This is a genomic window from Klebsiella sp. EMBS2024 (genome assembly GCF_036233805.1).
GTDB lineage: Bacteria > Pseudomonadota > Gammaproteobacteria > Enterobacterales > Enterobacteriaceae > Klebsiella > Klebsiella pneumoniae.
On sequence record NZ_JAZARW010000001.1, the window covers coordinates 3284621 to 3297422 of the forward strand.

Consider the following 12802-nt stretch of genomic DNA (forward strand, 5'->3'; position numbering starts at 1 on the left):
GCCGCCCCAGGCTAGTTATACTCCAGGGCGAAAGTCACCATGCTGTTGGCCGTACCGGCTCCCACCGTGGCGTCAGTCTGCACATACTGGGCGTTGAAATTGATCGCCTCGGCGGTACCGGCGCTGGCGCCGGTCACCCTTTTCAGGATCGGCAAGTTGCTGGCCTCATTGATCTTAACGCTGGTGCCGTCGGGCACTGCCGCACCGGGGTTATTGCCGTAGGTCAGCTTCACGCCGACGCCGCTGGCGCTGTTGCTGGCCTGGCTCAGGGCCAGGGTATCGCTCTCCACGCTGACGCCGAAAAAGCCGATGCGCACGTCGGTCGGCGTCGGACAGAAGACCGGAATCGAAAAGCGCTTCGCCTGACCGCCGGTAGTCCCTTTGCCATGAAACTCCCCCCGGTTAACCGTACCCAGACTGACCTGGATCGTCGATGTCGCTACCTGGCAGCTGCCGCTGCTGCCAATGTCCACATTCAGGGCGGCGATATCGATGCTGACCGGCGCGCTGGCGACAAAGCTGGCGCTTGCGCTGGTCTGCTGTTCAATGGTCATCTCCCCCACCTGCGGCAGCGGCGGCGAGTTGGTATGCGTCCCGTCCGCCAGTTGCACCGTTCCGGTTTTATAGAAGGTTACCGCAATCCTCACCGTGGTTTGCTGCTGCGTCATCAGCGCCGGGAGCGTCGCACTGTCGCATACCACCACCGACTCGCCGCCGGCGGAGTGGCTGCCATCGATGGCACGCATCGGGCCGCCGGCGCACTGGAAGCTGAGGGCGTAACCAATGCCGTCGATAGCGCTGGGGTAGACATGCTGTCCGTTAATCACCATCGGCGAGCCGCCGGTTTTCAGCTGCTTATAGACGATGCGTTTGGCGCTCGCCGTTGGCAGCTGCAGGTCGCAGGAAAAAGGGATCCCGCTGCCGTTATCCGCCATCGCGCTGGTCATCTGTGTATTGACCGGCAGCGTGGGTAAATACTTGATATTAGGAATATTGACCGTGGTCTGGCCGATATTTGCGCGGCAGGTTTCAGCCCGCACGCCGGGAAGATAGGCGCTCAGCCCCAGCAGAAAGAGGAAAGGAAGTAGACGAAAAACAGATTTCATAGCCGCCTCAGCGTGTCTGGCACAGTCCGGAGACGGTTTTCACCGTATTCAGACTCTGCTGTGGGTTATCCGGAAGATGAAAATGCAGCGTGCAGCTCTGCGACTGGTTGTTGACGTTCCAACTCACCGCCAGGGTTCCCTCCTGCGGCACACCGCTGAGATACACCTGGCCGCCGTCGGCCACCATGCCGCCCGGCGGATTGCCGCTCTCCTCCTCCTCGACCAGCCGCGCACTGGCGCCAAACGGTAGCGGCCCCTGGGCATTGCGCAGGGTAAACAGCACCCGGTTGCCAATGTGGGTCTGGTAGTTGGCCATCACCACCGCGCCGCCGCCGGGGATCACGGTCTGCCCCTGCTGGTCGACGTCGGTGTCGTCGGCCATCGACTCCGTATCGAGGGTAATGACATTTTTCCGGTAGGCGGTCAGAGAGGGCACCACGNCATAGCCGCGCCAGTCGGTGTGCACATTGTTGCCGTTTTGCACCGCCACGCCGGCGGCCCCCGGCGCCCGGACGATGGCGAAGCTCTCACCCACCGTCTGGCCGAAGGTGACGCCGTGCGGATGCGCGACCACCGAGCCGGCGCCTCCCCAGGTCAACTGGTTGCTGGCGGAGTCATGGCGATAGCCGATCTGGGCGTTGCCGAAGCCGCCGTGGTAGTCCAGGGAGGCGCTGCTGTTGCTGCCTCGTCCCTGGTTGCCATAACCTTGCTGAACCGAGTAGAACAGATTTGGCCGCGTCGGCACCGCGCCATACAGCGACATCTGCTGCGAGGTATAGCCATTGCTGTCCGAGGTGGTGTTGTAGCTCACCGCGCTGTCGGACAGCGGACCACCCAGCGGAATATTGATATTGAATGACCAGGAGCGGTCATTTTTTTGCTGGCCGCTGGTGCGGGTGTAGTAATAGCCCACGCCCCAGGAGATCCCTTTCCAGGCGCTGTAGAACCCAAGGTGCACCGTCTCATCCCGACTCTGCCGATGCCAGTACTCCTGCGACCAGGCGGAAACCGCCAGACTGCCCAGGCCACCAAGGCTTTGCGACACCGACAGCTCTTCCCGGCGACGCCGGTTGTCTACTTGCCCCTGGGCGCTTTCGAGGGCGCTGGCTTCGGCAAAATCGTAATAGCCGCTTGACGAGTAGCGATAGCTGGCGAGGCTGAACGCAGTGCCCGAGCTGACAAAATTTTTCTGATACTGAGCGCGCAGCGAATGGCCCGTATAGCGCTTGCCCGACGGCGTACGGGTGACGGCCTGGGTGACATCCCCTCCCAGCGATCCGAACTCGCCAAAACCGCGGCCCAGGCCCAGCGCCCACGCCTGATAGTCCCGGGCCAGCTGCGTACCACCGTAGAGGGTGAATCCCGCCGTCAAACCGTAGAACAAAGTGCCCTGCAGAAATTCCGGCGAGCGCACCGACTCCCCCCCGGAGTGGTAGCGGCCGGCGCTGAGACTGAATTTGCCGCGCCCTTCGCGCAGCATATATGGCACCGCGGAATAGGGCTGGGTAAAGGTACGCACCGCGCCATTGCTCTCGGTCACCTTCACCTCCAGATCGCCGCTCTGCGAGGTGGGGTAGAGATCGCTGATGGCGAACGCCCCCGGCGACACAAAGGTCTCGTAGATCACATACCCGTGCTGAGAGACGGTCACTTTGGCATTGCTGTGCGCCACGCCACGAATGGTGGGGGCAAAGCCGCGCTGGCTGTCCGGGAGCATTTCATCGTCAGACATCAGCTGGACGCCGCGAAACTGTATGCTGTCAAACACATCGCCGGTGGTATAGGTATCGCCGATCCGCAGCAAGCTCTTCAGCGAGCGGACATCGCGCTGCAGCCAGGTGCTCTGGGTATCCCAGTGCCGGCGCTGCTGGTCATACTGCATTGAGGAGATGTTGCGCAGTCGCCAGGCGCCCAGGTTGAGGCCGCTGCGTAAATTGAGATAGTTTGAGCGGCTGCTCTCCCCTTCGTCGGCGTTCTTTATTTGCGCGCCGGAAAAATAGTAATCGACAAACGCGGCCGGCACGCCATCGTCCCAGCGCGACGGATCGACATAGCCGCGGCTTTGCACGTTCATCGCCGCCTGGGGAATACTCAGCGTCAGGCGCTGGTTAGCGAAGCTGAACCGACTGCTGGCGTCGGGAATAAACTTCTCGATCCGGGTGAAGGTTTCGCCTTCATGCAGCGCTTGAAAGGCGGGAAACGCGCTGACGTTGACGCCATACTCCGCCAGCTGACCGGGCGTCAGCACCGGGCGCAGCTGCCCGCCATCGTCAACAAACGTGATATCAGCCTGACCCAGCTCCTGGTCATTAACCACCACGGTGACAGGATAAGTCCCCGGCTGCTGGCCGCCGGGTTTGGCGAAGTAGTGCAGATCGGAGGTTTGCTGCTGCGGGTCAGCAAACTCCAGCGCCGCCGGGTCAAAATAGTCGTCGGCCATCGCCCGGCTCAACGGACTGAGACAAAACATCATCGTCGGCACCGTCGCCAGCGCCACCGCCCGCCCGGCGGTAACGGGCAACAAGGCATACTCCCGCACCCTGGCTGTTGTTATTCTTTTCATGCTGGCGCCGTCCGGTAAGCTCATCAAAAAGGGGAATTACTGCTGGGCGAAATCGCTGACGCCGCCGTAGTCGTTAATCGCCCGCCATTTGACGGTGCCGTGCCCGCTCACCGGCCACGTTTTCTCGCCGAAGGGAGCCACCATGCCGGGATCGTCGATGCTTTGCCCGCCCACTTCGACGGCGTAAAAAGAGACGAAGTAGGGAGTGGGATTTATCACCGTCAGCCGACCGCCGGACTGGCTAAACTTCAGCTGCTGCCAGGCCTTTGCCGGGTCGCCCGCCAGGTCGTTGGGGCGATAGAAGATTTTGAATTTCGATTTAATATTCACCTGCAGCTTATTCACCTCGCCCTGAGGCGTCGGGGCGATACTTTTGACGTTCAGCCAGAAGACCGATTCACGGTCGCGGGGCAGCGAGGCGCCAATAAAGTTAATCCGCAGAACGTTATTTTGCTCCGGATCGAGACGGAACAAGGGCGGCGTTACAATGAAGGGCACCCTGGCCTTATCGTTTTCCGCGTAATTTTCCACCCACGACTGCACCAGATAGGGCGTATGGGTATCGGCATTGGTGACTGAAATAGCGGCTTCACGCTTCCCTTCCTGATAAATCACACGGGTTCCACCCATGACAATACCGGCCTGCGCTGCCGTGGTGCACAGCAGAAAAGCCGCAACGGCAATTATTTTCTTCATCATGACTTACCATCAGGTAAAAGTTGAACAGACAACAAAATAAAGCAGTGAATAACAGAGCCAGTACTCGACGGGATAATTAGCAAAAACAACTATACCGTCACGAATATATTTCGTGACTTCATGACAATTAACACTTTAGCTATCTGTAATTAATCAAGACGCAGTGGGCTGACTCTGAATAACGCGCAATTAGATCAGTTATAAATCATATTGAAATTAGCTGTACCGTCGGCTTTACCTGCCGTCACGGTCGCCGCGGTGGAGATATAGTCGGCGTAAAACTCGAGGTCGGCAGAGCCGGTGCCGCCGCTGGTACCCGGAGTGACCGTCTGTTTGGCTGACGTTTTACCGAGGCTGACAGCCGTCGACCGATCGTGCTCATACAGCTTAATCGCTACGCCGCTGGCGCCGCCGTTGATGGCCAGCAGGGAGTTATCAGACTGATCGCGCGCGCCGTCAAACAGCACGGCGACCGTAGTCACGCTGGCCGGGCAATCTTTCACTTTGATATGGAAGGGGGTTTTGGTGGTTTCAAAACCAGTGCCGGTAAAATAGTTGCTGGCCCATTTGCCCAGATCAACCTTCTGGCCATTAGAACTACTATCGACGTTGCAAGAGCTGTCGGTGATTGACCCATTGAAGATGACCTGCCCGCCGGCGCCTTCCGAACTGGTGCCCGAGTCAGGATTGATAGTGTTGGCCGCGGTAGCCTGCAAGGCTACGCCAGAAAGCAGCGCTCCTATGAGGATGGTTATAAAGCGAGGTTGTTTTTTCATTATTTATCTCATCGTTAACGAACATATTTTCCATCATCGACAATAGCCCCAAAGCTATCGCGAAACGGCTCGTCAGCTCCTCCCTGTAAATGTACGTTGCGTTCCTTCCGCAGGATATTAGGCACATCCCCCTCTACTCTGCCTTATTTCGCCAATAGATGGCCATGAATAACAAACAGAAGAAAAAAGAGTTATTTTGATGTGCGAAATAAATATATTACCCGAAGTATCAAAAGGCAACCCGGGAAGATATTAACTATAAGTTAATAGCTATGCTCGCCATATATTTAATTTTTGAAATGGCTTTTCAATGTTAATTTACATATCTATACAAAAGAAATTCAAATACCTTTAAACAACAACAGATCAATTCAATTAACAAATTTAAAGACAATTGTTCAAAAATTCGTCTTGTTTTATTGTGCGCTCGTCAGAGCGTACACAAAAATTAGGAATTTTCCTGGTATTAATATTCATAATTTCTACACAAACGACGCCAGGGTGCGCCACCTCCACCCGCTAACCCCTTATTATGGAAGTGTTTTTATTTTCAAGTGAAAGCCAATACATAAGTGACATAAATACATGGGCGCTGCCGCCGGCAAAATAGCCACCATCTTCACATGGTTATTTTGAAGTAAAAAAAAATCCGCAACCCGAATGGATTGCGGACTGAGGATCGGTCAGAAATGAGATGGACTTCAGAACAGGCCCAGCGGCGCGGTGCCGTAGCTCACCAGCAGGTTTTTGGTTTGCTGATAGGCATCCAGCGCCATCTTGTGCGTTTCCCGGCCGACGCCGGACTGTTTATAGCCGCCGAACGCCGCATGCGCCGGGTAGACATGATAGCAGTTGGTCCACACGCGACCGGCTTTAATGCCGCGACCCATGCGATAGGCGAGGTTGGTATCCCGCGTCCACACCCCGGCGCCGAGACCAAACTGGGTCTCATTGGCGATGGTCAGCGCTTCCGCTTCGTCCTTAAAGGTGGTCACCCCGATCACCGGCCCAAAGATCTCCTCCTGGAAGGAGCGCATATCGTTGCGACCTTTAATCAGCGTGGGCTGAATATAAAAACCATTATCCAGCGCCGGCGCGATAGCCGCCCGCTCGCCTCCGGTCAGAATTTGCCCACCCTCTTCCCGGGCAATCTGAATATAGGAGAGGATCTTGTCGAACTGCTGGCGGGAAGCCTGAGCGCCGATCATGGTGTCGGTATCTAGCGGATCGCCGCGGCGGATCTGCGCCACCTTCTCCATGACCCGTGCCATAAAGGGCTCATAGATGGATTCATGGATCAGCGCCCGCGACGGGCAGGTACAGACCTCACCCTGGTTGAAGAAGCCGAGCACCAGCCCCTCCACCGCCTTCTCAATAAATTCCTCTTCTCCGTCCATCACGTCGGCGAAGTAGATGTTGGGCGATTTCCCCCCCAGCTCGACGGTGCAGGGGATAATATTTTCCGCCGCGCAGGCGAGAATATGCCGCCCGACCGGCGTGGAGCCGGTAAACGCCAGCTTGGCGATACGCTTGCTGGTGGCCAGCGCCTCGCCCGCCTCTTTGCCGAAACCCTGCACCACGTTAAGCACCCCGGCCGGGAACAGATCGCCGATCAGCTCCAGCAGCAGGGTAATGCTTAGCGGCGTCTGTTCCGCCGGTTTGAGCACCACGCAGTTCCCCGCCGCCAGGGCCGGGGCCAGCTTCCACGCGGCCATCAGCAGCGGGAAGTTCCACGGGATAATCTGCCCGACCACCCCCAGCGGTTCATGGAAATGATAGGCCACCGTGGTTTCGTCAATCTCGGCGGTGCTTCCCTCCTGAGCGCGCAGGCAGCCGGCGAAGTAGCGAAAATGATCCACCGCCAGCGGCAGGTCAGCATTCAGGGTTTCGCGGATCGGTTTCCCATTGTCCCAGCTCTCCGCCACCGCCAGATATTCCAGATGCTGTTCAATACGATCGGCGACCTGTAGCAGCAGCCTGGAGCGCTGTTGCACTGAGGTTTTACCCCACGCCGGCGCCGCGCGATGGGCGGCGTCGAGGGCGAAGTCAATGTCTCTGGCATCCGAGCGGGGAAACTGCGCAATGTTGCTGCCGTCGACCGGCGAAGTATTCATAAAGAATTCACCGCTCAGCGGCTCGACAAATCTACCGTCAATAAAGTTGCCGTAAGCCGATTTAAATGAAACCACGGCGCCGGGCTGGCCAGGATGTGCATAACGCATCGCAAATCTCCTTCTGTAGGGTTGAGACGCAGCGGCATATTGATTTTTTAAATTTGCCGCCGAACGCTTCTCACTGTGCAGGGGTTATGCCAGTTTTTTATTTTCTTTAAATATTTTTATTTATTAATACGTTGCCTTCACTAACCGAGCAGATGGTCAGCCATCTGTCGCACGGGTTTCCACTTATGTGTTGCAAATCGCAACACCAAATAAACCAAATGGCTACAATATTGCAACACAGCAACATCGACCCAGAGGTGCCCTGTGGCAGGCAATCCCTTTCTTCTCGCACCAGAGGTTAATGCGAATCCCCTGCTGAGCGATTCGTGGTCTCGCTGCCAGCGCTACGGGCTGGATCCCGCCACCGAGGATTTTCCCCGCCTCGGCGCCGGCGAGCTGGCGGACCGGCTCGCCAGCCACCGCGGCCTGCAGCAGCTGGCGCAGCCGGTGGTGGAAGCCCTGTCGCGCCAGGTCGCAGACCTGCAGTCGGTGGTGATCCTTTCCGACCCCGACGGCCTGGTGCTGCATACTCTCGGCGATACCCAGGCGCTGCAAAAGGCCCAGCGCGTGGCGCTGGCTCCCGGCAATCTGTGGAGTGAAAGCGGGCGCGGGACCAACGCCATCGGCACCGCGCTGGCGATTGACGATGGCTGCGAGATCGATGGCCGTCAGCACTTTCTTACCCGCAACCAGAATCTGTACTGCGCGGCGATGCCGCTCCAGCGACCGGACGGAAGCATCGCCGGGGTGCTGGATATCTCCGGCCCGGCGAATTTTCCCCACCAGCACACCTTTGGCTGGGTAAAAGCGGCGGCAAAGCAAATTGAATATCTGTGGGTGAAACAGAGTCTGCATCCTGAGCAGTGGCTGATGAGACTGCACCGGCAGGTGGACAAACTCGACAGCGTCGAGGAGCTGCTGCTGGTCTTTTCCGACAACGTCCTCACCGCCGGCAACCGGCTGGCGATGCGCGAGTTCGGCCTGAGCGCGGCGCAGTTTGGCCAGCTCACCTTTGCCTCGCTTTTTCCGACGCTGACGCAAACGGCGGTCAGCGTCCCGCTGCCGCTGACCACGCCGCAGGGCCGCTACCATTATCGCCTGCGGGCGCCCACCCGCCGCCGGGTGGCGGTAAGCGCCCCGCCGGCCATGCATCTCCCCTTTACCAGTCCGCGCGAAGGCGAAAAGCTGCTGCGGCTGCTCAACGCCGGCATCGCCCTGTGCATTGAAGGAGAAACCGGCAGCGGCAAAGAGTATGTCAGCCGCACGTTGCACCGGCACAGCCGCTGGCGCAGCGGTAAATTTGTCGCCATTAACTGCGCCGCCATTCCGGAATCGCTGATCGAATCCGAGCTCTTCGGCTACCAGCCGGGGGCGTTTACCGGCGCCAGCAAAAATGGCTATATCGGTAAAATCCGCGAGGCTGACGGCGGGGTGCTGTTTCTTGATGAGATCGGCGATATGCCGCTGGCGCTGCAGACCCGCCTCCTGCGCGTCCTGCAGGAGAAAGAGGTCGCTCCGCTGGGCGCCAGCCGCAGCGTGCCGGTGAATTTCGCCTTGATCTGCGCCACCCACCGCAACCTGACCCAGCGGGTCAGCGCCGGAGAATTCCGTGAAGATCTGCTGTGGCGCCTGCGGGAATACGCCCTGGCGCTGCCTCCGCTGCGCGAGTGGCCGGCGCTGGAAACCTTTATCGCCACCCTGTGGCACGACCTGGGCGGTGCTTCACGCCGGGTGACGCTTTCAAACGCGCTGCTGGTTCACCTCAGCCAGCTGCCGTGGCCGGGAAACGTACGCCAGCTGCAGAGCGTCCTGAAGGTAATGCTGGCTCTCGCCGATGAGGGCGACACGCTGACGACCGACGCGCTGCCGGAGGCGTATCGCGCCGCGCCTGCGCCGTTGCCGCGCGGGGGATTGCAGGCCCGTGATGAGCAGTTGATTGTCGATACCCTGGCCAGGGTCAACGGCAACGTCAGCCGGGCGGCGCAGATACTGGGTATCGCCCGCAGCACGTTGTACCGCCGTGCCGCCCGTGCCGGACGGCCTCGTCGCTGAGGCTATGGCGTAAAGCGCGCCGGTAGCTTGCACGCTGTCGGGAAACCTCCGCCGCCATAGATGGCAGTTATTTCTCTCTGCGCTAACCAGGTGTTGCGGTAAGAGGTAGCCCTTCCCGCAGGGCATCGATCGCCGCCCGCGTTTTTTGCGGCAGCCACGGCCCCTCCGGCCATACCGCGTGGATGGCGAAACGCACCTGAGCGCTGGGCGCCAACACCTGCTGCAATGTCCCATCGGCAAGCGCCTGCGCCACCAGCCAGTCCGGCAGCCAGGCGATGCCCATCCCCTGCTGCACTGCCGCCGCGATGGCGGCAAAATCATCCTGTATCAGCCACGTCTGCGGACTGAAGCGCACTTCGCCCTGCTGCGGGTCATACAGTTGCCATTTTTGCAGCTGGCCGTTGTGCAGATAGCCGAGGGTACGGTGCTCGTTCAACCCGGCAATAGTCTGCGGCGCTGGCTGCTGGCGCAGGTACTCCGCCGCCGCGCACAGCACCATGCCGTGCTCTCCCAGCGCCCGGGCCCGCAGCGACCCGGTATCGGCCAGGCTCCCGATACGCACCGCAAGATCAAACCCCTCCTCCAGCAGATTGACCTGCCGGTCGCTGTAGTGGAGCTCGAGCTTCAGTAACGGATAGCGCTGGCTGAGGCGGAACAGCAGCGGTGCCACGCAGCGCTGGCCAAACAGCACCGGCAGCGACACCCGCAGCCGCCCCTGCACCTCATCTTTGCCGCGCTGCAGCGTCTCTTCGGCCTCGCGGATGCGCTCCAGCGCTTCCCGGCACTGGAGATAGAATTGCTCCCCCTCTTCCGTCAGCAGTTGCCGTCGGGTGGTACGCTGGAATAACGCCACGCCGAGACGCGCTTCCAGCCGGGCAATGGTTTTTCCCACCGCCGAACGCGTCACATGGAGGATCGCCGCCGCGCTGGCAAAGTTGCCGCTCTCGACCACGGTGACAAATACCGGGATCGCATTCAGATCGTCGCGCACAGATTGGTTCCTTACGGGATACAATAGGGAAAAATAATGTCACTCCTGAGACAAAAAAGACAGTGTTAGTCTTTGCTTCTATCTTTCATTTGAGGCACTCATCATGGCTAACGTTCTGGTTTTAAAATCCAGCATTAATGGCGAAACATCCCAGACCAATCAGTTGATTAACGAATTTCTCGCGGCGCGCCAGGCGGCGGGACACGGCGATCGGCTCATCGAACACGATCTCAGCGCCATGGCGCTGCCAACGCTGGATCGCCCCCTGTTCGCCGCCCTGCGCGGGGCAGTGGATCCGCAGCCTGCTATCCGCGAGGCGGTCGCCCTCTCCGACCAGCTTATCGCCGAGTTAAAGGCCAGCGACCTGCTGGTGATCGGCGCGCCGATGTATAACCTCAACGTCCCGACCGATCTAAAAAAATGGTTCGACCTCGTGGCGCGGGCACGGGAAACCTTTCGCTACACCGAGAGCTGGCCGCAGGGGCTGGTGGAGGGCGTCCGGGCGGTGGTCGTCAGCAGCCGCGGCGGTATTCACCAGGGAGAAACTACCGATGCCGTCACGCCCTATCTGCGCGCGGTACTGGGGCTGATGGGGATCCAGGAGGTGGAATTTATCTATGCCGAAGGGCTGGACAATCGCCCGCATGGTCGCGACGCCGGGATCGCCAGCGCCCGGGCGCAGATTGCCCGGCTCGCCGTTCCGGCCTGAGTCGTGAAGAAATTGTGCTGGCGCTGGCGGCCTTTTTATTTTAGAGTTATCTAAATTTAGACAAAGCTAAAATAAATGACCACACCTGAAGACCTGCAGGCCCGCGCCGGAGAAGCCGCCGCGCTGATGAAAGCGATGAGCAATCCTCACCGATTGCTGATCCTGTGCATGCTGTGCGATGCGCCCAGGGCCAGCGCCGGCGAACTCGCCCGGGCTACAGGCCTGAGCCCCTCCGCCACCTCGCAACACCTCGCGCGGATGCGTGACGAGGGGCTGATCGACAGCGAGCGCGACGCCCAGCGTATCCACTATTTCATCACCCACCCTGCGGTACAGCAGGTGATCAATACGCTGAAAACGCTCTATTGCCCGTGAGGATCCTATGACCATCGCCACCTTAACTCCCGCCGAGGCCCAGGCGCAGATTGCCCAGGGCGCCAGACTGATTGATATCCGCGATGCGGATGAATATGCGCGCGAACATATCCCCGATGCCGAGCTGGTGCCGCTCGCCACTCTGACCAGCGGTGCGCCCCTCAATGCCCGGGCCGGAGAGACGGTCATCTTTCACTGCCAGGCGGGTTCCCGGACGCAGAATAATGCGATTCGTCTGGCCGCGGCCGCCGCGCCGGCGCAGGCCTGCCTGCTGGCAGGAGGAATTCAGGCGTGGAAAGCCGCGGGGTTGCCGGTAGTGGAAGATTCATCGCAGCCGCTGCCGCTGATGCGCCAGGTGCAAATTGCCGCTGGCGTCCTGATTTTACTGGGGGTGCTGCTGGGCTATACCGTTAACGGCGGCTTTTTCCTGCTCAGCGGCGCGGTCGGCGCCGGGCTCACCTTCGCCGGCGTAACCGGCTTTTGCGGCATGGCGCGTCTGCTGGCGACCATGCCGTGGAACCGGCGCCAGGGGGTTAAAACGCGCTCCAGATAAGCCAGGCAATGCCGCCGAAGAGCAGCCATTTGACGATGTAATAGACCGTCTTATTCCATTTTTTCAACCGCTTACCAACAATACGGATCTGGTAAATATAGCGAAACGCCCGGTTAATCCCGCCGGTGCGATCGCCGATATCGTTGGGCGCCGAAGCGGCGCTCATCAGATGGCGTCCCAGCCAGTGGTTAACTTTCTGCGCCCAGCGGTAGCGCATCGGCCGTTCAATATCGCAGAACAGAATCAGGCGATTCTCACCACTGGTATTTTCCGCATAGTGGATATAGGTCTCGTCAAACAGCACGCCTTCTCCATCGCGCCAACTGTAACGCTGGCCATCCACCTCGATAAAGCATCGGTCATCGTTCGGCGTTGCCAGGCCCAGATGAAAGCGTAGCGAGCCGGCGTAGGGGTCGCGATGGCGCGGCAGACGGCTACCGTCCGGCAGAGTGGCAAACATGGCCGCTTTCACCGACGGGATATCGCGCAGCAGCGCGGTAGTTTGCGGACAGAGCTGGCTGGCGGAAGGATGGGCATCCTCATACCATTTCAGATAAAAGCGTTTCCAGCCGGTTTTGAAAAATGAGTTAAACCCGGCATCGTTATATTTATCGGCCGCTTTAATCTGCTCCAGCTGCTGAAGGTGGAGACCTTCGTCGCGAATAACCTGCCAGTTTTGCTGCAATATCGCCAGCTCGGGAAACATCTCCGGCCGCAGATAAGGCGTATTCGGCACGCGGGAAAATAAATACANAA

The 12802-nt window shown here is 59.4% G+C and carries 11 protein-coding genes; 4 read left to right on the top strand and 7 right to left on the bottom strand.

The window, feature by feature from the left end; translation table 11 throughout:
* Positions 1–11 precede the first annotated feature (11 nt).
* The 5 genes from VZP09_RS15000 to exaC form a co-directional block, all read right to left on the bottom strand.
* Positions 12–1106 (bottom strand): fimbrial protein, encoded by a 1095-nt coding sequence (locus tag VZP09_RS15000; RefSeq protein WP_004180974.1) that lies wholly within the window; start codon positions 1104–1106, stop codon positions 12–14.
* A 7-nt stretch (positions 1107–1113) separates the two neighbouring features.
* Positions 1114–3669: a fimbria/pilus outer membrane usher protein gene (locus tag VZP09_RS15005; RefSeq protein WP_328795250.1), complete on the bottom strand. Its 2556-nt coding sequence runs from the start codon at positions 3667–3669 to the stop codon at positions 1114–1116.
* A 36-nt stretch (positions 3670–3705) separates the two neighbouring features.
* Complete coding sequence (locus VZP09_RS15010; RefSeq protein ID WP_004185341.1) at positions 3706–4368, bottom strand: fimbrial biogenesis chaperone; 663 nt, start codon at positions 4366–4368, stop codon at positions 3706–3708.
* 194 nt (positions 4369–4562) lie between these two features.
* The gene (locus tag VZP09_RS15015) at positions 4563–5144 is read right to left on the bottom strand and encodes a fimbrial protein (RefSeq protein ID WP_004145710.1); all 582 of its coding nucleotides are present in this window, start codon (positions 5142–5144) and stop codon (positions 4563–4565) included.
* A 701-nt stretch (positions 5145–5845) separates the two neighbouring features.
* Complete coding sequence (exaC, locus tag VZP09_RS15020; protein ID WP_014907057.1) at positions 5846–7366, bottom strand: acetaldehyde dehydrogenase ExaC; 1521 nt, start codon at positions 7364–7366, stop codon at positions 5846–5848.
* A 264-nt stretch (positions 7367–7630) separates the two neighbouring features.
* Between exaC and VZP09_RS15025 the strand changes: the two genes are divergently transcribed.
* The gene (locus VZP09_RS15025) at positions 7631–9418 is read left to right on the top strand and encodes a sigma-54-dependent Fis family transcriptional regulator (RefSeq protein WP_328795251.1); all 1788 of its coding nucleotides are present in this window, start codon (positions 7631–7633) and stop codon (positions 9416–9418) included.
* Between the two features lie 82 nt (positions 9419–9500).
* Here the strand turns inward: VZP09_RS15025 and VZP09_RS15030 are convergent, their stop codons facing one another.
* Positions 9501–10409 carry a LysR family transcriptional regulator gene (locus VZP09_RS15030; protein ID WP_004145715.1) on the bottom strand — a complete coding sequence of 303 codons (909 nt, stop codon included), beginning with the start codon at positions 10407–10409 and terminating at the stop codon, positions 9501–9503.
* Between the two features lie 103 nt (positions 10410–10512).
* Between VZP09_RS15030 and VZP09_RS15035 the strand changes: the two genes are divergently transcribed.
* The 3 genes from VZP09_RS15035 to VZP09_RS15045 all read left to right on the top strand — a co-directional run bounded on the left by VZP09_RS15035 (position 10513) and on the right by VZP09_RS15045 (position 12046).
* Positions 10513–11118: an FMN-dependent NADH-azoreductase gene (locus VZP09_RS15035; protein WP_201531702.1), complete on the top strand. Its 606-nt coding sequence runs from the start codon at positions 10513–10515 to the stop codon at positions 11116–11118.
* A gap of 75 nt (positions 11119–11193) precedes the next feature.
* Positions 11194–11493: an ArsR/SmtB family transcription factor gene (locus VZP09_RS15040; protein ID WP_002914277.1), complete on the top strand. Its 300-nt coding sequence runs from the start codon at positions 11194–11196 to the stop codon at positions 11491–11493.
* 7 nt (positions 11494–11500) lie between these two features.
* Positions 11501–12046, top strand: coding sequence for a rhodanese family protein (locus VZP09_RS15045; protein ID WP_004185349.1), 546 nt, complete (start codon positions 11501–11503; stop codon positions 12044–12046).
* Here the strand turns inward: VZP09_RS15045 and VZP09_RS15050 are convergent.
* A complete protein-coding gene (locus VZP09_RS15050; protein WP_442910127.1) occupies positions 12027–12752 on the bottom strand; it encodes an aspartyl/asparaginyl beta-hydroxylase domain-containing protein in 726 nt (241 codons plus the stop codon). The genes VZP09_RS15045 and VZP09_RS15050 overlap by 20 nt on opposite strands.
* Positions 12753–12802 lie beyond the last annotated feature (50 nt).

Excerpts from the sequence above, each read along its gene's own strand:
- VZP09_RS15000 (WP_004180974.1), bottom strand. The coding sequence starts at position 1,106 with ATGAAATCTGTTTTTCGTCTACTTCCTTTCCTCTTTCTGCTGGGGCTG.
- VZP09_RS15010 (WP_004185341.1), bottom strand. The coding sequence starts at position 4,368 with ATGATGAAGAAAATAATTGCCGTTGCGGCTTTTCTGCTGTGCACCACG.
- VZP09_RS15015 (WP_004145710.1), bottom strand. The coding sequence starts at position 5,144 with ATGAAAAAACAACCTCGCTTTATAACCATCCTCATAGGAGCGCTGCTT.
- exaC (WP_014907057.1), bottom strand. The coding sequence starts at position 7,366 with ATGCGTTATGCACATCCTGGCCAGCCCGGCGCCGTGGTTTCATTTAAA.
- VZP09_RS15035 (WP_201531702.1), top strand. The coding sequence starts at position 10,513 with ATGGCTAACGTTCTGGTTTTAAAATCCAGCATTAATGGCGAAACATCC.
- VZP09_RS15040 (WP_002914277.1), top strand. The coding sequence starts at position 11,194 with ATGACCACACCTGAAGACCTGCAGGCCCGCGCCGGAGAAGCCGCCGCG.
- VZP09_RS15045 (WP_004185349.1), top strand. The coding sequence starts at position 11,501 with ATGACCATCGCCACCTTAACTCCCGCCGAGGCCCAGGCGCAGATTGCC.
- VZP09_RS15050 (WP_442910127.1), bottom strand. The coding sequence starts at position 12,752 with ATGTTTCCCGAGCTGGCGATATTGCAGCAAAACTGGCAGGTTATTCGC.